A 24409-nucleotide genomic window follows, 5' to 3' on the forward strand; every position below is an offset into this window, starting at 1 on the left:
TGGAATTTGAATATTTTTGGAATTTAACGACTAAACATCATCATAATCTACATAAATAGATTCTGATGTTGGGTGTGCCTGACAAGTTAAAATTAAACCTGAAGCGATTTCTTTATCTGTTAAAATGGAATTTTTAGTCATTTCGGCACTTCCAGAAGTTACACGAGCAAGACAGCTGCTGCAAATTCCGCCCTGGCAAGAATATGGAGCATCAATTCCTTGTTTTAAAGCCGCATCTAATATGGTTTGTTTTTGAGACATTTCGAACGAAACTTCGTCATCATCTACTAAAACAGTGATTTTTGTATGTCCTTCTAATGAAGCTTTTATTTCATTTTCCTGAGATGATGAAGTAAAAAGTTCAAACTTAATAGCGGATTCTTTTACGTTTTTCTCCTTTAAAATAGCAGAAACCGTATTGATCATTTCTTCTGGTCCGCACAAGAAAAATTTATCAAATTGCAATTCTTTGTGTTTGTTGTTGAGCACAAAATTTACTGAAGATTTCTCGATTCTTCCAAACAAAGCGTTTTCGGCTTTAGCCTGACTAAAAACATAATGCACGAAAAAACGACCTACATATTGCAATTGCAAATCATGCAATTCCTGGTAAAAAATAGTTTCTTCAGGAGTTTTATTTCCATAAACCAATACAAATGAACTTTTTGGCTCACTTTTCAAAACCGATTTTATGATCGAAAGCACAGGAGTAATTCCGCTTCCGGCAACAAAAGCTGCGTAGTTTTTTTGTCTTTCAGCATCTGGTTCAAAAGTAAATACTCCTTCAGGATGACCAACTTCAAGAACATCGCCTGCTTTAAGCCTTGTGTTTGCAAACTGAGAAAACAAACCGTTTTTTACTGCTTTTACTGCAATTCGCAATTCGCCGCTTTCTGGTGCAGAACAAATAGAATATGCACGACGAATTTCTTGATTATCAAGAGTTAATTTTAAATTTATGTATTGCCCGGCTATAAATTTATAGTCTGGTTTTAGTTCTTCGGGAACATTAAAAAGTACAGAAACCGCGTCGTTTGTTTCGCGTTTTACCTCTTTAATTATAAGTTTTAAGAATGAAGGCATGATTGTATATTTTATGCAAAAGTAGCAAACGGAGATTAAATGTCAGGCACGAAATAATTATTTTTAACTTTTTTTGTAACGTTTCCCTACATTTGATCTCTTACTACAAAACTGAAAACCAAATAACCATGATTAAAAAGTTTATTTATCTCGAATGGAAGGCCTTTACCAGATCTGCATCCTTTGGTGCAAATGTGGCAATGAAAATTTTAATAGGTTTTTTGATGGTCTATTTCTCGGTACTTTTTATCGGGATGGGCGTTGGAGCATTTTATGTATTACGAAAAATGAATCTCGAACCCTTATCGACTATCAATCAATTTTTAATTTATTATTTTCTGTTTGATCTTGTAGTGCGCTTGTTAATGCAGGCAATTCCGGTATTGAATATAAAACCATTATTGGTTTTACCTTTCAAAAAACCAACCATTGTTCATTTCTCTTTAGGCAAAACAGCTTTGTCTTTTTTTAATTGGGTTCATGCCCTTTTCTTCATTCCTTTTTCGATTGTGCTAGCCATGGAAGGTTATGATGTTACAGGAATTATTTTTTGGCTTTTAGCGGCATTTTCTTTAGTCTATATCAACAATTTCCTGAATATTATTTTAAGTAACATCGATAAATTGTTCGTTGTTTTTATCGGAATAATTATGGCTTTGGGAGCAGCGCAATATTATAAAGTATTTGATATTACGAGTTTTACAACGCCTGTTTTTCAGGGATTCTATGCAACAAAAGGACTGTTTATAATTCCAATTTTGGCATTAGCCGGACTGTATGTATTTACGGTTAAGTATTTCAAAAACAATCTGTTTTTAGATGCCGGACTTTCTAAAAAAGAAGATATCGCAACAACCGAAAATCTTTCCTGGCTCAATCAGTTTGGAACTTTAGGAACTTTTCTAAAAAATGATATCAAACTGATTAAGAGGAACAAAAGATCAAAAACAACAATATTTATGAGTGTTTTCTTTTTGTTCTACGGATTCATCTTTTTCGGAAACACACATCAGCCTGAGGTAATGCACATTTTTGCGGGGATTTTTGTTTCGGGAGGATTTTTATTTGTCTTTGGTCAGTTTGTACCAAGTTGGGACAGCTCGTATTATCAATTAATGATGACACAAAATATTCCGTATCGCGGTTATATTACTTCAAAATGGTGGCTGATTGTTATTGGTACTATTATTTCAACCATTATCGCTTCGTTTTATCTTTTTTTCGGCTGGGAAATTTATTTAACGATTGTTATTGGAGCTATTTATAATATTGGCGTAAACTCGCACTTAGTACTTTTAGGCGGAGCATTTACAAAAACGCCTATCGATTTAAGTTCGGCGGGTGGTGCTTTTGGAGATAAAAAAGCCTTTAATGTTAGTGCGATGTTATTGACTTTACCAAAACTATTATTGCCATTAGGACTTTATGCAATTGGTCTTTATTTAGGAAATAAAACCATCGGATTAGTGTTAGTTGCAGGAGCCGGAGTTTTAGGTTTTATCTTAAAAGACAAGGTATTTTCATTAATCGAAAAAAGATATAAAATCGAAAAATACAGTACCATAAGTGCTTATAAACAAAAGAACTAATTAGAGAATGTGCCAATTTGATAATGAAAATTTTATCCAATTGACATCAAACTTAAACAACAAGCAAGAGATTTTTTAATCTAAAATCAATCATCTAAAATCTAAAATCACCATGATACAAGTTAATCAACTTTCAAAACAATATAACGGAACCACAGTTTTAAATATTAACAACCTTGAAATTCCAAAAGGACAAAGCTTTGGCTTAGTGGGTAATAACGGTGCAGGAAAAACAACTTTCTTTAGTTTGTTATTAGATCTTATTCAGCCTTCGACGGGAAATATTACAAGTAATTCTATTCAGGTAAATACGAGCGAAAACTGGAAATCTTTTACAGGATCTTTTCTTGATGAAAGTTTCCTGATAGGTTACTTAACACCAGAGGAATACTTTTATTTTATTGGAGATTTACGTCATCAAAATAAAGCCGATATTGATGCTTTATTAAAGCAACATGAAGAATTTTTTAATGGAGAGATTCTGAACAATAAAAAATATTTAAGAGATTTATCAAAAGGGAATCAGAAAAAAGTGGGGATTATTGCCACACTTATAGGAAATCCTGAAGTGGTAATCTTAGACGAACCTTTTGCAAATTTAGATCCAACAACGGTAAGCCGATTAAAAAAGATAATAAAAGATTTAGCCGATAATCCAAATGTTACAGTGCTGGTTTCCAGTCATGATTTGCAGCATACAGTAGAGGTTTGCGATAGAATTGTGGCTCTCAATAAAGGCGAAGTGGTGAAGGATATTCAAACTTCAAAAGAAACCTTACAAGAACTGGAATCGTTTTTTGCGGTTTAAATATTCTATATTTCAAAAAGAAGCGTATTTTTACAAGTCAATATACTAAAAGTACATTTTAGAAGTTAATTGATTTAAACTCTTTTCTATTGAAAAAGAATACTCTTAAATATAGTTTTTTTCTGGTCTTTTTGTTTCTTTTGATAGCCTGTTCTACCAAGAAAAACACTTTTCTGGCCAGAAACTCACATGCCTTAAGTACAAAATATAATATTTTGTACAACGGCGGTATTGGCCTTGATAAAGGATTAAAATCCATACAGGCCAATGATCAGGATAATTTCTGGAAGACTTTGCCTATCGAAAAAATGCAGGTTGATGAAAATTTTTCTGAAGAAGAAAAAGCTAAGAATCCTGATTTTGAAAGGGCAGAAACCAAGGCAACAAAAGCCATCCAGAAACACTCCATGAATATTGGAGGAAGAGAGCGAAATTCCCAAATCGACGAAGCTTATTTAATGCTTGGAAAAGCGCGATATTATGATCAGCGCTTTATTCCGGCTCTGGAAGCATTCAATTATATCTTATATAAATATCCTAATAGCAGTAATATTTATACAGCAAAAATCTGGCGCGAAAAAACAAATATGCGTTTAGGAAATGACGCTATTGTTTTAAAGAACATTAAACTTTTATTAAAAAATACAGATTTAGATAAACAGACTTTTTCAGACGCAAATGCTTTATTATCGGAAGCTTTTTTAAATTTAGAACAAAAAGACAGCGCCGTTGCCAAACTTAGAATCGCCGAAGAATTTACAAAAGTAAACGAAGACAGAGCGCGTTACCGCTTTATTTTAGGCCAAATGTATCAGGAAGCCGGAAAAAAAGACAGTGCAAATTATTTTTATGATGGCGTAATCGATATGAATCGAAAAGCCGATCGTAAATATATGATGCATGCTTATGCTAAAAAAGCCGAAATGTTTGATTACAATAAGGATAATAAGCAACTGTTTCTTAAGGCATTTAATAATCTAGTTACAGACCGTGAAAACCGACCTTATTATGATATTCTTTTTTATCAAATGGGTGTTTTTTATGATAACTATAAAATACAGGATAGTGCGCTGATATTTTATAATAAATCATTGTTCAGGAAATCTAAAGATCCGTATTTAGTAGCTTCGACTTATCGAAATATTGGGAACATGTATTTTAAAAATACAGATTATACAATGGCTGCCAAATATTATGACAGTACATTGGTAAAACTGGATCCTAAAACCAGGGAATATGCGTTCATCCAAAAAAACAGAAAAAATCTGGATAACGTAATTAAGTACGAAGGAATTGCAAAACGTAACGATAGTATAATTAAGGTATACGGTTTACCGGCACCCGACAGAAAATTGTATTTTGAAAATTACATTGCAGAGCTTAAAAAGAAAGATGAAGCAAAACGTATTTTAGAAGAAAAAGAAAAGGAAAGATTGGCCAATATAGACCGTAATACAAATTTGGGTAATGAGCCAACAGCGGTAAATCCAAACTCTATCGGGAAACCACCTTCTGATCCTGAAGGAATTATACCTCCGTCAGGAAACAATACTGCAAGTACTTTTTATTTTTATAATCCAACAACAGTTGCCTACGGAAAATTGCAATTCAAGAAATTGTGGGGTAACAGGACTTTGGGCGGAAACTGGAGATTGGCTGGAATAAAATCGGCTAATAATGCTGCAATGAACGATTCATTAAGTATTGCTCAGGAAGCGGCAGATAAACTAAAAGATTCTATTGTTATTGAAAAATATACAACAGATTTTTACGAAAAACAGCTTCCAAAAACACAGTTAGCAATAGATAGTATTGGTGTGGAACGTAATTTCGCATATTACCAATTAGGACTTATATATAAAGAGAAATTTAAGGAATATAATTTGGCAAGTGCCAAATTAGAGCAATTATTAAAAAACAATCCGGAAGAAAAATTGATTTTGCCATCGATGTATAATTTGTATAAAATATACCAAATTACAAATCCGGCAAAAGCAGAAGCTATAAAAATGGATATTAGTTCTAAATATCCAAATTCGAGATATGCACAAATCTTAAACAATACCAACTCAGAAGATTTAGCATCTGCAGATAAAGAGTATCAAAAATGGTACAAACTATTTCAGGAAGAACAGTTTGATACCGTTTTGGATAATATTGACAATCTGATCAATCAATATTCTGGTGACGAAATTGTTTCTAAATATGAATTATTAAAAGCAAATACTTTAGGAAAGGTAAATGGTCTTGCAGCATACAAAAGCGGTTTAGAGAACGTTGCGGATAATTATCCAAATAGTGATGAAGGTAAAAATGCAAGAGAAATTTTAGAGAAGCAAATTCCTGGTTTAGAAAAAATGGATTTTACAACAGTTGATAATAAAAACTGGAAAATTTTATATTTAGTTCCTAATAACGATTCAAAAACCCGTAAAAAAATCGAAGAAGCAATTAAAGTATTTTTGTTAGTTGAAAATTATGAGAGATTAACCACTTCTTTCGACAGATACAACAAAACAGAAAGTTTTATAGTTGTTCATGGTTTAAAATCAGAGGCTTATGCCAAAGATGTTTCGGGAGTTTTTAGGGATGATAAAAAATATCTGATACCAAATCAGCCCATTATTATCTCGAGTGATAATTATAAGCTGATTCAAATTAAAAAAAATCTCGAAGCCTACTTAGCCCCCAAAACCCCATAATCCCCATAATCATGTTTGATAAAGTTAAAAAAAACGGAACAGAACTCTTAGGTAAAACAAATAGAATTGTAGAAGGCACCTCTATAATAGGTGATATTGTTTCTAAAGCCGATTTTAGATTAGACGGCGAATTGATAGGAAACTTTACTTCGCAAGGAAAATTAGTTATAGGCGCTTCAGGCGTTGTAAGAGGAGAAATTGTTTGCAATAATGCTGATATCGAAGGTGAATTTCAGGGAAAAATCAAAGTTTTAGAAGTCCTTAATATAAAAGCATCTGCACAAATTCATGGCGAAGTTGCTGTAGGAAAACTGTCTATCGAACCAGGAGCAGATTTTACGGCTACTTGTACGATGCTAACAAATAATCCAAAAGAAGTAACGCTAAAAGATGGAAAAGGAACCGAACAAAAACAGAAGGAATAAATGGATGCCACTTATTAATATTCCCGTTCAAATGGGACTTATTATTTTCGTGTTCTCTTACTTCGGAACATGGTTAGATGAAAATCATCCAAGTCCAAAAGTGTACTACAATACAATCTTTGTAATGCTAGGTGTTGGGCTTGCCTTATATAATGTAATTCGTCAGGTTAACGACATTAATAAGACAAAGTGATTTTTGTCATTGAAAGCATTTGATAAAAAAGTGCATCTTTGCATAAAATTATTTTTCAAATGCTTTCAAAAAATTACAAATCTATTTTACATTTATTCTTTTTTGCTCTGGCGGCTTATGTTTTGCATAGAGCAGCTTTTTTAATGTTAGATTTAAATACGCAAACCTTTTATTATAGTATAGAATTTTTGTATTTGATTTTTTTCGGATTATCAGGATTATTATACCTTATATTATTAATAGTAAAAAAGAAGAATTTTGAGATTGTCGGGATGGCTTTCCTGTTCGGGACTTTTACTCAAATGTTAATAGGATATTTAATTTTAAGACCAATTTTAGAAAACCATAGTGCAGAGGTTATGGTTGAAAAAATCAGTTTTTTTATAACATTTATTTTGTTTTTGTTATTTGAGACGCTTTTAACTGCCCGATTATTAAATGAAAAGCGTTAAAATGGGGATTCTGTAAAAAAGGGTTCAAAAATAATTTTTCATATCCTTTTGAATATTAATAAAAAATGTACCTTTGCACCAAATTTTAGAAACGTAAAAAATAAGATTTTTAACAGATATGGTGATTTCAAACAAACCGCTCAAATTTATTCTTGCAGCTTTAGTAGCTTGTTCTCCAGTAATGAGTTTTGCAAATTCAGAGAATGACTCAACGCATGTACAGACTGAAACTGCTCATGAAGAGAAAGTAATTTCGCATAACGCTCCTGTAGAAGGTGAGCATGAAGCTCTGGATCCAAAAGCTAAAGTAGACGCTTTTATTGATCATCACTTACAAGATTCTCATGATTTTGTTTTCTTTTCAGATGAAAAAGAAAATAAACATTATGGTTTCTCATTACCAGTTATTCTTATTGACGGAGGATTGAAAATTTTCTCTTCTTCAAAATTACACCACGGTGAAGAAGTTGCAGAAGTTGATGGAAACTTCTACAAACTAGTTCACGGTAAAATCTACAAAACAGATGCTGCCGGTACCATTACTTTTAATGAGCACGGACATCCTGAAAACGAAAAGCCATTAGATTTTTCTATTACAAAAAATGTAGTGTCAATGCTTTTTGTTGCAGTACTATTATTTATAATGTTTACTGGTTTAGCAAAATCATATAAAAAAGGACCAATCCCAACTGGATTTGGCAGAGTATTAGAACCGCTTATCATTTTCATTAGAGACGAAATTGCGATTCCTAATATCGGAGAGAAAAAATACAGAAAATATATGGGTTACCTGTTAACCGTATTTTTCTTTGTGTGGGTGTTAAACTTATTAGGTATGACTCCACTAGGAATTAACGTTACAGGAAATATTGCAATCACAGTTTGTTTGGCAATGTTTACTTTTATCATTACCCAATTTAGTGCAAACAAAGATTATTGGGGACACATTTTCTGGATGCCGGGCGTTCCTGTACCAATGAAAATTATTCTTGCACCAATCGAGGTGTTAGGAACATTAACAAAACCATTTGCATTATTAATTCGTTTGTATGCAAATATTACTGCAGGTCACGTAGTAATTATGAGTTTGATCGCAATGATCTTTGTAGGTAAAAATTTAGCTGCAGATTTGCCAATCTCTATGGGATTAACATTATTTATTTCTGTTATCGAAATTTTAGTTGCATTTTTACAGGCATTCATTTTCACCATGTTATCATCATTGTTTATTGGTATGGCTGTTCAGGATCATGATCACGCACATCATCACGAAGATGAAACTGCAATCATTTAATTTAGAAGTTTAATTTTATATATATAAATAGTTATGGGAACAATTCCAACTTTAGTAGGTGCTGGATTAGTAGTAATCGGAGCAGGTTTAGGTTTAGGTAAAATCGGTGGATCTGCTATGGACGCTATTGCTCGTCAGCCAGAAGCTGCTGGTAAAATTCAAACTGCGATGATTATTATCGCGGCTTTATTAGAAGGTTTAGCATTTGCTGCTTTAATCTTAGGAAAAAACTAATAAAGAAAAAATTAGCAACATCTTTAACGGTTGGTTAAAGGTGTTGTTACTTTTAAAAAAAGAAATTAAATATTTAATATAGTTATAAAATGGATAAGTTAATTAACGATTTTTCATTCGGTTTATTCTTTTGGCAAGCTTTAATCTTGTTGGTTTTAATTTTACTTTTAGTAAAATTTGCCTGGAAACCAATTATGGAATCTATTACCGCAAGAGAAGAAGGTATTAAAAATGCATTACTTTCTGCTGAAAATGCAAAGAGAGAAATGGAAAACTTGCAAGCTGACAATCAAAGAATTTTGAATGAAGCTCGTGCTGAACGTGACGCGATGCTAAAAGAAGCTCGTGAGATGAAAGAGAAAATGATTGCTGATTCTAAAAACGAAGCACAAGAAGCAGGTCAAAAAATGATCGCTCAGGCGAAAGCGGCTATCGAAAGTGAAAAAAATGCTGCTATGGCTGAATTGAAATTACAAGTTTCTACTTTATCATTAAGCATTGCTGAAAAAATATTGAAAGAAGAACTATCTAACAAAGAATCTCAAACTAAATTAGTTGAGAAAATGTTAGGTGACGTAAAGTTAAACTAAGATTATGGCAAGTACAAGAGCAGCAATTCGTTATGCAAAAGCAATTCTAGACTTAGCAAACTCTAAAGGTGTTGCCGAAGCTGTCAATAACGATATGAAGTCGATTGCAACAGCAATTGATACAAATCTGGAATTGAGTACATTTATCCAAAACCCAACTACAAAAGTTGAAGTTAAAGAAAGTGCTCTTTTAGAAGTTTTTGCAGATGTAAATGAAGTAACCAAAGGTTTGTTTCATTTATTGTTTGAAAACAAAAGATTTGAAATTCTGGAAGCAATTGCTTTAGAATATAAAAAATTATTTGATGAAGGTAATGGAGTTGAAGTAGCAAAAGTTACAACAGCGGTTCCTATGGATGCAGCTTTAGAAGCTAAAGTTCTGGAAAAAGTTGCTACATTATCAGATAAGAAAATAACAATAGAAAATACAGTAGATCCATCAATCATTGGAGGATTTATTTTAAGAATAGGTGATCAACAATACAATGCTTCTGTTGCAAACAGATTGCAGGTATTAAAAAGAGAGTTAAGTAATTAGTTTTATTACACATAAAAGTGTCTAAATTATAAATTAAGATGGCGGAAATCAAACCTGCTGAAATTTCAGCAATATTAAGAAAGCAAGTAGAAGGTTTTGAATCTGGTGCTACGCTAGAAGAAGTAGGAACAGTACTTCAAGTTGGAGACGGTATTGCTCGTATTTACGGGCTATCGAATGTACAATATGGTGAGTTAGTTGAATTTGACAACGGACTTGAAGCTATTGTATTGAACCTTGAAGAAGACAATGTTGGTGTGGTACTTTTAGGACCATCAACTGGAATCAAAGAAGGATCAACAGCAAAAAGAACACAACGTATCGCTTCTCTTAAAGTAGGTGAGCAAATGGTAGGACGTGTAGTAAACACTCTTGGTTTTCCAATTGATGGAAAAGGACCAATTGGTGGAGACTTATACGAAATGCCTCTAGAAAGAAAAGCTCCTGGAGTTATCTTCCGTCAGCCAGTTACTGAGCCATTACAAACAGGAGTAAAAGCAGTAGATGCTATGATCCCGGTTGGTCGTGGACAACGTGAGCTTGTTATTGGTGACCGTCAAACAGGTAAATCAACTGTTTGTATCGATACAATCTTAAATCAAAAAGAATTTTACGATGCAGGAAAACCTGTATTCTGTATATATGTTGCAATTGGGCAAAAAGCTTCAACTGTAGCAGGAATCGCTAAAATGTTAGAAGAAAAAGGTGCAATGGCTTATACAGTTATTGTTGCAGCTAATGCTTCTGACCCAGCTCCAATGCAAGTTTATGCTCCTTTCGCAGGTGCTGCAATTGGAGAGTACTTTAGAGATTCAGGTCGTCCAGCACTTATTGTGTATGATGATTTATCTAAACAAGCTGTTGCTTACCGTGAGGTTTCTCTTTTATTAAGAAGACCACCGGGACGTGAGGCATATCCTGGAGACGTTTTCTACTTACACTCTCGTTTATTAGAGCGTGCTTGTAAAGTAATTGCTGATGACGGAATTGCTAAAAACATGAACGATTTACCAGATTCTATCAAGTCTATCGTAAAAGGTGGTGGTTCATTGACTGCTTTACCAATTATCGAAACTCAGGCTGGTGACGTTTCTGCATATATCCCAACAAACGTAATTTCGATTACAGATGGTCAGATTTTCCTTGATGGAGATTTGTTCAACTCTGGAGTTCGTCCTGCTATCAACGTAGGTATCTCTGTATCTCGTGTTGGAGGTAATGCTCAGATTAAATCAATGAAAAAAGTTTCAGGAACTTTAAAATTAGACCAGGCTCAATTCCGTGAATTAGAAGCTTTCGCTAAATTTGGTTCTGACTTGGATTCAGTTACTTTAAACGTAATTGAAAAAGGTAAAAGAAACGTTGAGATCTTGAAACAAGGTTTAAATGATCCTTATACTGTAGAAAATCAAGTAGCTATTATTTATGCAGGTTCTAAAAACTTATTAAGAAACGTTCCTGTAAATAAAGTAAAAGAGTTTGAAGCTGATTTCTTAGCTTACTTAAACAGTAAACATAAAGATACGCTTAACGCTTTGAAAGCTGGTAAATTAGATGACAACATTACTGATGTTATCGAAAAAGCAGCAAAAGAAATTTCAGCAAAATATAACTAATAAGATAATTGGTCAATTAGATAATTAGAAAGTGTTTCAACATTCTTCTAATTATCTAATTTTCAAATTGTCACATTTTCTAATTAATAGATGGCAAATTTAAAGGAAATCCGTAATAGAATTACTTCCGTTTCATCGACGATGCAAATTACATCGGCAATGAAAATGGTTTCTGCTGCAAAGCTTAAGAAAGCACAAGATGCAATCACTGCAATGCGCCCTTATGCCGAGAAATTAACGGAGTTGTTGCAAAACCTTTCTGCTACACTTGATGGTGAAGTTGGAGGAGATTATACAACACAACGTGAAGTAAAAAAAGTATTGCTTGTAGCTATAACTTCAAATAGAGGTTTATGTGGTGCATTCAATTCAAATATTATTAAAGAGGTTAAAAATCGTTCTGCTTTTTATGCCGGAAAACAAGTTGATGTTTTTCCTATTGGTAAAAAAGGAAATGATGTATTAAGTAAATCTCATAAAGTTCACGGTCACCATAATGCAATTTTCGATCATTTAACTTTTGAAAATGTTGCCGGAATTGCTGATAACTTAACTCAGAAATTTTTATCTGGAGAATACGACAGAATCGAATTGATTTACAATCAGTTTAAAAATGCTGCAACACAAATCGTTCAAACAGAACAATTTTTACCGTTGGCACCAATTAAATCTGATGTACCGGTTTCTACAGGAGATTATATTTTTGAACCTTCAAAAGAAGAAATTGTGTTAACATTGATTCCTAAATCATTAAAAACACAATTGTACAAAGGTATTCGTGATTCATTTGCTTCAGAACACGGAGCGCGTATGACAGCAATGCACAAAGCAACTGACAACGCAACTGAATTAAGAAACCAATTGAAATTGACTTACAATAAAGCACGTCAGGCATCTATTACAAACGAAATCCTTGAGATCGTTGGTGGAGCAGAAGCTTTGAACGGATAATTTATTCAAGACATATAAAAAAGAGCCGACAAGTAATTGTCGGCTCTTTTTTTGTATAATATTTTCAACTAATTTTTCCTTTTAATTTTCCTAAATAAAGTAATTCTAATTTTGCAATCCTATTTTTTAAGGGATTGCAACTAGAATTATTTACTTGCCCTCTATTTTATTATTGTATTATTTTTCTTCTTTATTGTAAACCGCAGCTATTAAGATGTTTAGAGCTGTTTCTTATCTACTTATTTCTCACAGTCTTTTTTTGTAGTATAAATTGTTAAACATTTATTTTATTTGAAAGAAAAACTTTATAATTTGATTTAAAAGTATATTTTTGCCTTTCATATAATAATGTCATTTTTAGTTGTAAGAATGACATGAACTAGTAATCAAAAGACAATGGCAAAAGAAAATTTTAACTGGAAGAGTCTTTTCGTAAACGATAATGATAGCCATAGTACTTCATCAGTCATTCGTACAGAAGAACCGGTTTCATTAAATCCGGAAAATAAATTCCCTCAACAAATTGAACAGACATATACTACAGACTCCTCAGCAAATCCATTTTTAAAAGAAATTTTTGAAGTGTATGACAAAGGCTTTGAATCATTAAATGAGCCCGGCTTTGATTTTTTTGAATTATATAAATCGGTATTAGTAGTTGGTGTTACAAATCCGCAGAGTTATCAAATGGCTTTTACAATGGGTAAATCTATAAACTCAGATTTAACCAAAGATTTTCTGCTGCAAAAAGCAAATTTCTATATCGCAGAAATTGAGAAAGTGTATGAAAAGTATAATGTAGTTGGGAAAGCAAAAAAGCAAGAGCTTGATAATAATATTGCAAAAGACAAATACAACCTTTCTAAAAGTATAACCGATTTAGAATCGAATATCGTGCAGCTTCAAAAAGAATTAGAGGCAAAAAAAGCAGAACTTCAAAAGATGGATCCTGCTAATAGAAAAGAGCTTACAGAAATTCAATTGAAAATCGAAGCTAATGATTTAGCAAAAGAAAAAATTATGTCATCAATAAATACTGTAATAACAGGTATAAATCAATACTTATAAAAATATGGATAAGTACGAACAAGAAAAAAGTACACTTTTATCATTACCAATTTTAAAACATTTTGATGAGTCAAAAGGAGAAATTGCCTTAAAAACGGGTGCGCTTAAAAGTAGTGAAAAATCATTATTTCTGGCCTTAGCGCTTGGTTTACTTGGTGTTGGAGGTTACCTGATCTGGACTTATATAATTCCGCCATTGTTTACAATGCTTGGTCAGGCTATTGCATTATCAGCCACAGGTGTTTTTTTGGTTTTTTTAGTTATGATGGCTCCCGTAATTATGAAAGCGCTTCGTTTTGCTACAAAAAATATTCACAAAGCATTAATTCAAAGTGATCCTTTTAATGAGTTAGAAGAACAAAAGCAAAAGATGATTAAAAACCGCGAAGTTTTTAAAAACACAAAGGCGAAGTTAAAAGGGCTAAAAAATGAAATGGAGATTGAAGCCAATAAATCTGAAAAAGAAGCCAAATCTTTTCAGGATGATGTATTGAGTTTACAACGTCAGTCAGAAAGGTTAAAATCAGCCATGGATGAAATGGTTAAGATTAACGGTGTAGCTGCAAAAGATACAGATGAGTATGTTGCATTACAGAGTGAATTAGCAAAAAAATTGAGTGATTCACAGAGAATTTCAACTCAATACGAGCAAAGTAAAAGTTTTATCCAAAAATATGGTGTTCGTGCAAATGTTCTTGGTAAAATGGATCGAAAGCTGACTTTGGCCGGAACAGCTATAGATATTAAAATTGCTGATTTTGATGCTACCGTTAAAATGCTTCAAAAGGAGTACGAATTTGCCAGAAATGCTAAAGAAGCAACAGAGAGTGCAAAAAGTGCGATGATGTTTACTAAAGATTGGGAATTAGAGTACGCTTTAGAAGTAGTGACTTCTACCATTGCTCAGGATATTGCTAAAACATCTGAAAACTTAATTGACATTGATGCTCTGACATCTAAATATTCTGTTGATAACGATGAACTGTATTCAAGATTAGATTCACTTGCCGATCAAATTAAAACAGGAAATAATACAATACCGGATTCAACAAAATACTCAGGGCCTAATTATAAAATGACCAAAGAAGATAAATTATCAAGTGGCGGTTTTGGAGATATTTTTTAATAAGAGAATTTAATTTAAATATATAATGGGAAAAATTTTAAGAACACAAAAGTTAACTACGTTTTCTGAATTATTGATTGTAGTGGCTGCAATTGGTGCTATTTTGGGTGGAGTTTATTATTTATCTCCGGGTATTAAAACGGCAGTTTCAAAGCAATTGAGCGGAATTGATCTTAACCAAATGGATGTCAATAACGTAACAAATGCTGAAAAAATAGCACTTCCGTCTACAGACGTTTCGTCAGAAGTTACAGGAAAACCATTAGTTAGAATTGCAGCTTATGCCTGGAATGCTCAATCTGGAATTATTGTTTCTAATGGTGGTCCAAAAACAACCAAAGGTTCTTTGATGGAAAAAAACGGAGTTAATCTTGAAATAATTCGTCAGGACTGGCTTTCAGAGTTACGTAATATGCAAATGAAATTTATCGAAGAATTTGATAGAGGGCAAACATATCCATCTTCCAACAAAAGTGCTTTCGCTATTATGATGATGGGTGATGGAGCGCCTTTTTATATCAGTTCTATGCAAAAGTCATTAAACGAAAAATACGGAAAAGATAAATATCACGTACAAGTTATGGGGGTTGTTGGAATGAGTAATGGTGAAGATAAATTGATAGGTCCGCCAAATTGGAAATCAGATCCAAAATCCATGAAAGGTTCAGTAATTTCAGCAGTTCTTGGAGATGGTGACTGGGTTACAACAGTAAATTATTGCTTTGCCAACGGTTTGAAAGTTAACCCGGATCCGGCTACCTATGATGCAGACGCGGTGAATATTTATCCATCTGAAAATGATGATTATATTAAATCAGCAGAAGAATTAATTAAATCTCAAACAACAGGCTGGACAGTAAGTCTTAAGGAAGTTGTAAATGGAAAATTAACCGGAAAAACGGTAAACAAAAAAATAGACGGTTGTGCTACATGGACTCCCGGTGATAAAACTGTTTTTGATAAACTTTCCGGATTTGTTGATATCGTTTCTACAAAAGAGTTTAACAATCAAATGCCAACAGTTGTTATTGGAGTAAAGGAATGGGCAGAAAAAAATCCTGAAATTGTTTCTAATATTCTGAAATCTTCGTTGACTGCATCTAACCAGATGAAAAATTACGAAGACTGGAAAGTAAGAGCATCAAAGGCTGTTGCTGATACTTATCAGATGGAGACTCCTGAATATTGGTATAAAATGTTCAAAGGTCAGCAAGAAACAAAAAATGGACTGACTTATAATATGGGAGGTTCAAAAGTTTTTAATTATGCAGATGTAATGCAATATTTTGGTTTAACGGATGGAGTGAACAGATATAAATCAGTTTACAATCAGGTTTCCGGATATTTAACTGAATTGAATCCGTTTGGATTTAATGAAAATGTAGGAGCAGTAGTTCCTTATGATGAGGCAGTAAATCTATTTTTCTTAAAAAATATAAATGATATCGAGTCAACTTCGGCAGATAAAGCAGATTACAGTAATCAGGCAACTCAGGTTATAGCTTCTGGAGAATGGAAGATTAACTTTAATACAGGAAGTGCCGAAATTTCGAACTCATCCAGTAAAGAAGTAGAGAAAATTTATAATCTTTTGGTACAGGCAGAAAACACTAAAATTACTGTTGTAGGGCACACTGATAATGTTGGAAATGCTGATTCTAATTTGGTTTTATCAAAAAGCAGGGCTCAGGCTGTTGTAAATTATTTGAAACAAAAAGGAATTCCTGAAAATCGTTTTCAAATGGTTGACGGAAAAGGGCAAAATGATCCAGTTGCAGACAATAATACTGCTTCCGGAAAAGCACTAAACAGACGTGTGGTGATTACGTTTTTGAAATAATAATTTAAATATAGAAGGCTGTCTTATGATGGCCTTCTTCTATAAATATGATAAAATATCTTATTCCTTTTGAAAAAACATCAAAACTCAATAAAACTATTATTTTATTAGTTTGGTTATTGCTATTGATTGTTACCTGGTTTGTAACAACTTCTGGCGAAAAACACCTTTTCCCGTCTCCGGTTCAGGTTTTAACGGGGTTTACAGAATTGTATAAAGATGGGCTGGTAGTGCATGTTTTTAATTCATTAAAATTATGTTTCCTTTCTATTTTTCTGGCAACATTAATTTCATTAGTATTTGCCTATTTATGGCCAATTCCGTTATTAAAGCCAGTTTCTGAATTCGTAACAAAATTTAGATTTCTACCTTTTACAGGTCTTTCATTTTATATTACAATGGTGATTCATGATGCAAGAAATATGCAAGTCTGGATTTTAGTAATTTTTCTAACCACATTTTTAACTACGTCATTAATTGCCGTTGTCAAAGATATTCCTGAAGAAGAATTTGATCATGCTAAAATGCTAAAATGTACAAGATGGGAGGTACTTTGGCAAGTTATAATTCTAGGAAAATTAGATTATGTTATGGATGTAATCAGACAAAATCTTGCTATAACCTGGATGATGCTCGTTACTGTAGAATCTATTGTTGCCGCTTCGGGAGGACTCGGTTTTTTAATCAAGAATTCAGATAAGTTTATGAATACAGGACGAATCATTGCGCTGCAGATAATTATTTTATTAATAGGCTTAAGCTTAGACGCAGGTATAAATTTTTTAAGAAAAGCAATTTTTAGATATTCAAAAATATAATTATGAAACACGAATTTAAAGAAACATTATTATATGTTGAAAATCTTAGCGTTGCATACGATGACAATATTATTATTAAAGATATAAATATCGTCGAAAAAGATGTAGTGAGAGAAGATAATGATTGTACAGGACAAGTTTTGGCCTTTGTTGGCCGATCAGGAAGAGGAAAATCGACTTTTTTTAAGGCACTTACCGGGCTGGTTTCTACAACTTCAGGAAAAATTTTAATTAAAGATTTCGAAAACCCGGAACCTAATACAGCTAAATCAGTAAGTGAGGGCGATATAGGTTTTGTAGATCAAAAATATACTTTGTTTAGACATAAAACGGTCAGCGAAGCCCTTAAGTTTTCTTTGAGAAAATCAACTCTGTCAAGTATTGAGAAGGAGAATAAAATAAAAGTATACTTAAAAGAATGGGGACTAGAGAATTGTGCAGATAAATATCCAAATGAACTTTCTGGAGGACAAAGACAAAGAACAGCCATTATTGAACAATTATTTTCATCAGACCAATTTATTGTATTAGATGAACCATTTTCAGGTTTGGACGTTGGAAATATTGAAGAGGTAAAGAAAGCTTTTGAATTGCTAGGTAATTCATCTGAATTTAATACCGTCATTTTTTCTACACACGATATTGAACTCGCTCTTGAATTAGCTCAGGTAATATATGTTATTGGATATCCAACCATTGATGGTAAACAGCAACAATATGGAACCATTGTCGCTAAATATGATCTAAGAGAAATGGGATTGGCCTGGAAAGATTATTGTGAAGATCATCTAAAATTATCAAAAGAAATTATCCATCAAATGATGATTTCTTAAAGTATTATGAAATGAAAAAAAATCCGATATCGATTATAGAAGATTCGTTTCTATCTTTAAAAAAATATTTAGAAACAAATGTAAACCCTAATGAAGCCGTTTTTACGGCTTCATTTATTGCAGATTTACATAAAGAGACAACAAGTATCATTGAAATTTGTAGTTTATTAAATCAGGATAATGATTTTATTAAAAGGATCAATGAACGTGTAAATCCCGTTTTTTCTAATGGATTATTGTTTAAGGCAGAACATTTTTTTCTTTCGGACATTATTGATATTTATGATAGAGAAAGGGAGATAAAAAGTGAAAAAGCACAATTTGTTCTGGCGTATTATTATGATGCTTTGCGCAATAAACATTTTGCCGATGAAAGTTCTATAAACGAATTGAATCAATTGGTTTTTACAGCCGATTTTAAAAATCATCTTTTAAAAATAAAAGAAGGAAATAAAATAAAAACTTCAAATGCAGAGCAAAAACAGTATTTGTTACCAGAAGTACTGTCTGAAAAAAAGAATAGTAAAACAGAAGATATTTTAATTAAATATCAAAATTTTATTCATTTTGCATTCGATAAAATGTTTGAAAATACGATAGCTTTCAGCAATTATTTAGGTTTGAATTTAAACAAATCAAATACGGATAAAAAACAAACAAACAATATTCCTGAAGAAGATTCGCTGGAAAAAGTCCTTAAAGAATTAAATGAATTAATTGGTTTAGCCGAAGTAAAAAAGGATGTTTTTGAACTTATCAACTTACTTGAAGTACAAAAAAAACGCTCTCAACAAGGATTAAAGAATGTTGAAATAACTTTACATACCGTTTTTTCGGGTCCGCCGGGAACCGGAAAAACATCAGTAGCCAGACTTTTAAGCAGAATTTTTAAGCATTTAGGATTTTTATCAAAAGGGCAAATGTATGAAACAGACAGAGAGGGATTAGTAGCAGGTTATGTAGGACAAACTGCAACAAAAGTGGAGAATGCTGTTAGAGAAAGTATTGGAGGTGTTTTATTCATTGACGAAGCTTATTCGTTAACCCAAAATGCATTTGGTAATGATTATGGGGCCGAGGCAGTAAATACATTACTGAAGAGAATGGAAGATTGTCGGGAAGATTTGGCTGTTGTGGTCGCTGGATATACAGAGCCAATGAAAAATTTTATAGATTCAAATCCCGGATTACGTTCTCGTTTTAATAGATATTTCTATTTCGACCATTTTAATCCAGGTGAATTACTTCAAATTTTTGAATCATTTTGTAATAAATCAGATTTTATACTTTCTGATGAAGCCAAAGAAAAACTTACAGATACCTTTGAATTACTGTATGCCAGTAAGGATGAAGGTTTTGGCAATGCAAGAGTAGTTCGCAATTTATTTGAAAAGTGTATTCAAAATCAGGCAAATAGAATTGTGAAATTAAAAAAAATTAGTAGCAAGACTCTCAAACAACTCAATGAAGAAGATATTCCTGAGCCGAAAGAGACGCAGCAAAACGTTAATTTTGGAAAAATAGAGGAATAGCAAAAAAGACCCGACAATCACTTGTTGAGTCTTTTTATTTATATAGTAGTTTTAGTTTTTCTAATTTTTAAACTTATAAAATGGTGATTCTCAATTCAATCAAAACCGAGAATCAGTTACCATTTTATAAAATTATTGACAGATTTATCACCTCTGTAGTGCTTTGTCTTTCATGGGAACAAACTAGCTTTATCAGTCCCAATGCTCTGTTTTTTTAAGGGTTACATATCAGCAGAATCACTCCCTTTTGCTTTGTCTTTTATGGGAACAAACTAGCTTTATTAGTCCCAATGCTCTGTTTTTTTGAGGGTTACATTTCAGCAGAATCAATCCCTTTGCTTTGTCTTTTATGGGAACAAACTAGCTTTATCAGTCCCAATGCTCTGTTTTTTTGAGGGTTACATTTCAGCAGAATCAATCCCTTTGCTTTGTCTTTTGTGGGAACAAACTAGCTTTATTAGTCCCAATGCTTTGCTTTTTTTGAAAGGTTGTATTTTAGCTTTGCTCATTCCTTTGATACAAAGTTAATATAGAAGTACTTCGAATTATTTATACAATTTTTTAACTTTATTATAAATTTCACACATACAGTTATAAAGTCTTATAACAGGCAATAGAAAATTGAGTATTTTTGATGTCTATTTTTATTACAATGAAATTACAAGTAAAAGAGCTTACTACCATACAGGCAATGGTTGACCAAATAGAAACCATGCGATTTCTTTATCCTAATTTATCGATTGAAAAATATGAGGCTTACCTATCTGAAATGGTACCTCATAATTATATTCAGATCGCTGTTTTTGAGGGAGATAACTGTCTTGGAATTACGGGTTGTTGGTCGGCTACTAAATTATGGACAGGTAAATATCTCGAAATAGATAATTTTGTTGTAAATCCGGATCATCGTTCTAAAGGAATAGGAAAATTATTAACAGATTATATCGAAAAAAAAGCTTTAGAGCTGGATTGTAGTTCTATAGTTTTAGATGCTTTTACCGGAAATTTCGCCGCTCATCGCTTTTACTACAATCAGGGCTACGGACCAAAAGGTTTTCATTTTGTTAAAATATTAGACGAAAAAAAATTAACACAATAAAATTACACACCATTTTTTTTATTGAACCTACAAAAGCAATAATAAACCAAAGAATTGGTTATTTTTGTTTTACAAACTTTATTATAAAATTATTTTGGGATTATATAAAAATCTGTTCAAACAAACTGCTATTTACGGACTAGCGACTGTATTACCAAGAATGCTAAGTTTTTTATTGGTAAGATTGTACACTGGTATTTTACCAACTGCAGAATATGGCGAGGTTTCGATCGTTTTGTCATGGATGGTTTTCTTTAATGTGGTTCTTTCTTACGGAATGGAAACTGCATTTTTTAGATTCTATAGTGCCGAGGATGATAAGAAAAATGTAATCGCAACTTCTACAATATCAATATTTTGGTCCTCGATTCTTTTCTTATTTGCGGCTTTAATTTTTAGAAATACATTAGCAAGTCTTGCCGAAGTCGATGTACAATATATTACCTATACCGTTTGGATTTTAGTTCTGGATGCTTTGGTTTTAATACCGTTTTCTAAACTTAGAGCCAATCAGAGACCAATGGTTTATGCAGCAATTAAAATAGGAAACGTAATCATCAATTTATTACTGAATATCTTCTTTTTAATATACTTGCCTAAACTTGCTGCAGCAAATCCTAACTCAGTTTGGGACAATTTATATGTTGAGAATTTCCAGATTGCCTATATTTTCATTGCAAATTTACTGGCAAGTTTAGCTACATTCATTGTATTGTCACCAAATTATCTTTCGCTTGGAAGAAAATTCGATCCGGTACTTTGGAAAAAAATGATGAAATACGGTTTGCCAATTCTGGTTGCCGGACTTGCATTTGCTGTTAACGAACATTTCGATAAAATTCTTTTAGGATATTTATTACCTGAAAATTTAGCGAAATCAGAAGTTGGAGCCTATTCAGCTTGTTACAAATTAGGTCTGTTTATGGTTTTGTTTGCAACCGCTTTTAGATTAGGGATCGAGCCTTTCTTTTTTAGTCATGCTAAAAATGCCAATGCGCCTCAAACTTATGCCGTAATCACAAAATATTTTGTTATTCTGGGTTCCTTAATTTTATTAGGAGTAATTGTTTTTGCCGATGTTTTAAAATATCTTTTACTAGACAATAAGTCCTATTGGGAAGCAATGAAAGTAGTTCCTTTAATTATTTTAGCAAACTTCTTCTTAGGAATTTACAACAACTTATCGGTTTGGTATAAACTGACTGATAAAACAAAAATTGGAGCATACATCTCGATTGTTGGAGCGATTGTAACATTGGTTTTAAATTATTTTTTAATTCCAAAATACAGCTACTATGGTTCAGCAATTGCCACGATTTCAGCTTACGGAAGCATGATGTTGATTTCCTACGTATTAGGAAACAAATATTATCCAATTCCTTATGATATGAACAAAATTGGAGCTTATTTGGGAATTTCAATTGTATTTTCGGCTATTTCTTTTTACGGATTTAGAGAAAATTATTTTATTGGAGTTCCGTTATTATTAGCATTCATGTATTTTGTTTATCATAACGAAAAAGACACCATCAAAGGAATTATGAATAGAAAGTAGAATTGAGTTTTAATACATTCGATTCGATTTTTAATATTTTAAAATAAAAAATGAAAATACAAATTATCAATAAATCACAGCACGCTTTACCAAACTACGAAACAATTGCTTCGGCAGGAATGGATTTACGTGCCAATTTAACAGAGTCTATAACATTAAAACCATTAGAAAGAACCATTGTAAAAACGGGACTTTTTATTGAATTACCAATAGGTTACGAAGCACAGGTTCGACCAAGAAGCGGATTAGCAGCCAAAAAAGGAGTTACAGTTTTAAATTCTCCTGGAACGGTTGATGCAGATTATAGAGGTGAAATAGGTGTAATTTTAGTAAATTTATCTAATGAAGCATTCGTAATCGAAAACGGAGAACGAATTGCACAATTAATTATTGCCAAACACGAAAGAGCCGAATGGATTGAAGTTGCAGAACTTTCTGAAACATCAAGAGGCGGAGGCGGATTTGGAAGTACCGGAGTGAAGTAGTTTAAGTCGCAGTTTTCAGTCACAGTCACATTAATCAGTTTTTGTACTTTGCGAACTTTGCGTTTAAAATAGTTTTCAGTCGCAGTCACAGTAATCAGTTTCTGTACTTTGCGACCTTAAAAATGAAATGAATAAACCTGGCGAACTTCGCGAATCCCCGATAACTATCGGGATTGCGAACTTTGCGGTTAAATAGTTTTCAGTTGCAATCACAGTAATCAGTTTCTGTACTTTGCGACCTTAAAAATGAAATGAATAACCTGGCGATCTTTGCGAATAACCTTTTGCGAATTTTGCGGTTAAATAGTTTTCAGTTGCACTCACTTTAATCAGTTTCTGTACTTTAAAACAAAACAAATAACCTTTGCGGTTAAAATTAAGAACCAAACTAAGAGGATTTTTTAAAATCTTCGAATAAAATAAAAAGACAAAATGAAAATAATCGTTCCAATGGCAGGTAGAGGATCAAGACTTAGGCCACATACTTTAACTGTTCCAAAACCATTAATTCCTGTTGCAGGTAAATCTATTGTTCATCGTTTAGTCGAAGACATTGCTGAAATTTTAAAAGAACCTATCGAAGAAGTGGCTTTTATTTTAGGAGATCCTGCTTTTTTTGGAGATGATCTTGTAGCAAGTTTAGAAGAATTGGCCGGGAGTTTAGGAGCAAAAGCTTCTATCTATCGTCAGGATTTACCGTTAGGGACTGGTCATGCCATTATGTGTGCAAAAGAATCTTTGTCCGGGCCTGCAGTTATCGCTTACGCAGATACCTTAATCAGAGCAGATTTCGAACTAGATCCTGCTGCAGATGCTGTAATTTGGGTAAAACAAGTAGATCAGCCGGAAGCATTTGGTGTTGTAAAACTGAATCAGAATAACGAAATTATAGAATTGGTAGAAAAACCAAAAGAATTCGTAAGCGACTTAGCCGTTATCGGAATCTACTATTTTAAAGAAGTTGGAGATTTGAAAAAAGAACTTCAGGGAGTTTTGGATAACAATATCCAGAATGGTGGAGAATACCAAATCAACGATGGGATTAAGGCAATGATGGCTAATGGTAAAGTTTTTAAAACCGGAAGTGTTGACGAATGGATGGATTGCGGAAACAAAGATGTTACGGTTGAAACCAATTCAAGAATGTTAGGATTTTTGCACAATGACGGAGAACATTTGGTAGATTATGATGTACAGTTAGAAAACTCAACCATTATTCCTCCTTGTTATATTGGCGAAAATGTAGTGTTGAAAAACGCAACCGTTGGACCAAATGTTTCAATAGGAAAAGGATGTCATGTTATCGATAGTTCGATCAAAAATAGTCTGGTTCAAACTTATTCTCAAATAAAAAACGCTAACTTAGACAATGCTATGATAGGAAATCACGTTGTTTATGATGGTAAGTTTACCAGCATTAGCATTGGTGATTATTCGGTTTTAGAATAAATATAAGTTTAAAGAGGTGCCATTTGATACAATTACAAAATCAACACGAATTTCATTAATTGACACTAATTTAGTTTGTGAAATTAATTTCAAAAACTAAATTAAGCCATAAAAATTGGTGCAAATTAG

General features: G+C 32.7%; 23 protein-coding genes. 22 read left to right on the forward strand and 1 reads right to left on the reverse strand.

The genetic code is table 11. The annotated features are described in order from the left end of the window. Positions 1 to 30 precede the first annotated feature (30 nt). A complete protein-coding gene (locus ACIDC4_RS08815; RefSeq protein ID WP_230034118.1) occupies positions 31 to 1083 on the reverse strand; it encodes a ferredoxin--NADP reductase in 1053 nt (350 codons plus the stop codon). A 128-nt stretch (positions 1084 to 1211) separates the two neighbouring features. On the opposite strand from ACIDC4_RS08815, the gene ACIDC4_RS08820 reads away from it, so the two are divergent. The 22 genes from ACIDC4_RS08820 to ACIDC4_RS08925 all read left to right on the forward strand — a co-directional run bounded on the left by ACIDC4_RS08820 (position 1212) and on the right by ACIDC4_RS08925 (position 24280). Further along, positions 1212 to 2672, forward strand: a complete 1461-nt coding sequence (locus tag ACIDC4_RS08820) for a DUF5687 family protein (protein ID WP_412042832.1) — start codon at positions 1212 to 1214, stop codon at positions 2670 to 2672. Positions 2673 to 2784: 112 nt separating this feature from the next. After that, a complete protein-coding gene (locus tag ACIDC4_RS08825) occupies positions 2785 to 3480 on the forward strand; it encodes an ABC transporter ATP-binding protein (RefSeq protein ID WP_065451766.1) in 696 nt (231 codons plus the stop codon). Positions 3481 to 3569: 89 nt separating this feature from the next. Next, a complete protein-coding gene (porW, locus tag ACIDC4_RS08830) occupies positions 3570 to 6182 on the forward strand; it encodes a type IX secretion system periplasmic lipoprotein PorW/SprE (RefSeq protein WP_412042831.1) in 2613 nt (870 codons plus the stop codon). Positions 6183 to 6193: 11 nt separating this feature from the next. Continuing rightward, entirely contained in the window at positions 6194 to 6607 is a 414-nt protein-coding gene (locus tag ACIDC4_RS08835; RefSeq protein WP_194615035.1) for a bactofilin family protein, read from the forward strand. Continuing rightward, complete coding sequence (locus ACIDC4_RS08840) at positions 6573 to 6800, forward strand: AtpZ/AtpI family protein (RefSeq protein ID WP_230034122.1); 228 nt, start codon at positions 6573 to 6575, stop codon at positions 6798 to 6800. The genes ACIDC4_RS08835 and ACIDC4_RS08840 overlap by 35 nt, the downstream gene beginning before the upstream one ends. A gap of 38 nt (positions 6801 to 6838) precedes the next feature. Further along, on the forward strand, positions 6839 to 7252 hold the full coding sequence (locus tag ACIDC4_RS08845) for a hypothetical protein (protein ID WP_488381134.1): 414 nt from the start codon (positions 6839 to 6841) through the stop codon (positions 7250 to 7252). Positions 7253 to 7370: 118 nt separating this feature from the next. Next, positions 7371 to 8546 (forward strand): F0F1 ATP synthase subunit A, encoded by a 1176-nt coding sequence (atpB, locus tag ACIDC4_RS08850; RefSeq protein WP_412042829.1) that lies wholly within the window; start codon positions 7371 to 7373, stop codon positions 8544 to 8546. Positions 8547 to 8579: 33 nt separating this feature from the next. Then, complete coding sequence (gene atpE, locus ACIDC4_RS08855) at positions 8580 to 8780, forward strand: ATP synthase F0 subunit C (RefSeq protein ID WP_026727281.1); 201 nt, start codon at positions 8580 to 8582, stop codon at positions 8778 to 8780. 89 nt (positions 8781 to 8869) lie between these two features. Continuing rightward, the gene (locus tag ACIDC4_RS08860) at positions 8870 to 9370 is read left to right on the forward strand and encodes a F0F1 ATP synthase subunit B (protein WP_230034128.1); all 501 of its coding nucleotides are present in this window, start codon (positions 8870 to 8872) and stop codon (positions 9368 to 9370) included. Positions 9371 to 9374: 4 nt separating this feature from the next. Continuing rightward, positions 9375 to 9908, forward strand: a complete 534-nt coding sequence (gene atpH, locus ACIDC4_RS08865) for an ATP synthase F1 subunit delta (protein ID WP_412042828.1) — start codon at positions 9375 to 9377, stop codon at positions 9906 to 9908. A 38-nt stretch (positions 9909 to 9946) separates the two neighbouring features. Beyond that, complete coding sequence (atpA, locus tag ACIDC4_RS08870) at positions 9947 to 11524, forward strand: F0F1 ATP synthase subunit alpha (protein ID WP_053472983.1); 1578 nt, start codon at positions 9947 to 9949, stop codon at positions 11522 to 11524. 90 nt (positions 11525 to 11614) lie between these two features. Next, entirely contained in the window at positions 11615 to 12475 is an 861-nt protein-coding gene (gene atpG / locus ACIDC4_RS08875) for an ATP synthase F1 subunit gamma (RefSeq protein WP_078006589.1), read from the forward strand. 396 nt (positions 12476 to 12871) lie between these two features. After that, entirely contained in the window at positions 12872 to 13543 is a 672-nt protein-coding gene (locus ACIDC4_RS08880; RefSeq protein ID WP_412042827.1) for a hypothetical protein, read from the forward strand. Between the two features lie 4 nt (positions 13544 to 13547). Then, positions 13548 to 14669, forward strand: a complete 1122-nt coding sequence (locus ACIDC4_RS08885; RefSeq protein WP_412042826.1) for a hypothetical protein — start codon at positions 13548 to 13550, stop codon at positions 14667 to 14669. A 25-nt stretch (positions 14670 to 14694) separates the two neighbouring features. Beyond that, entirely contained in the window at positions 14695 to 16509 is a 1815-nt protein-coding gene (locus ACIDC4_RS08890; protein WP_412042825.1) for an OmpA family protein, read from the forward strand. A 47-nt stretch (positions 16510 to 16556) separates the two neighbouring features. Then, positions 16557 to 17327, forward strand: coding sequence for an ABC transporter permease (locus ACIDC4_RS08895; protein WP_412042824.1), 771 nt, complete (start codon positions 16557 to 16559; stop codon positions 17325 to 17327). Between the two features lie 2 nt (positions 17328 to 17329). Continuing rightward, a complete protein-coding gene (locus ACIDC4_RS08900) occupies positions 17330 to 18160 on the forward strand; it encodes an ATP-binding cassette domain-containing protein (RefSeq protein ID WP_412042823.1) in 831 nt (276 codons plus the stop codon). Positions 18161 to 18171: 11 nt separating this feature from the next. Next, entirely contained in the window at positions 18172 to 19692 is a 1521-nt protein-coding gene (locus ACIDC4_RS08905; protein ID WP_412042822.1) for an AAA family ATPase, read from the forward strand. Positions 19693 to 20344: 652 nt separating this feature from the next. Then, on the forward strand, positions 20345 to 20791 hold the full coding sequence (locus ACIDC4_RS08910; protein WP_412042821.1) for a GNAT family N-acetyltransferase: 447 nt from the start codon (positions 20345 to 20347) through the stop codon (positions 20789 to 20791). Positions 20792 to 20885: 94 nt separating this feature from the next. Then, entirely contained in the window at positions 20886 to 22346 is a 1461-nt protein-coding gene (locus ACIDC4_RS08915; RefSeq protein ID WP_412042820.1) for a lipopolysaccharide biosynthesis protein, read from the forward strand. A gap of 50 nt (positions 22347 to 22396) precedes the next feature. Further along, positions 22397 to 22831, forward strand: a complete 435-nt coding sequence (dut, locus tag ACIDC4_RS08920) for a dUTP diphosphatase (RefSeq protein WP_412042819.1) — start codon at positions 22397 to 22399, stop codon at positions 22829 to 22831. 432 nt (positions 22832 to 23263) lie between these two features. Continuing rightward, entirely contained in the window at positions 23264 to 24280 is a 1017-nt protein-coding gene (locus ACIDC4_RS08925; protein WP_412042818.1) for a sugar phosphate nucleotidyltransferase, read from the forward strand. The last annotated feature ends 129 nt before the right edge of the window (positions 24281 to 24409 follow it).

This window comes from Flavobacterium sp. C3NV (assembly GCF_046825355.2).
Taxonomy (GTDB): Bacteria; Bacteroidota; Bacteroidia; order Flavobacteriales; family Flavobacteriaceae; genus Flavobacterium.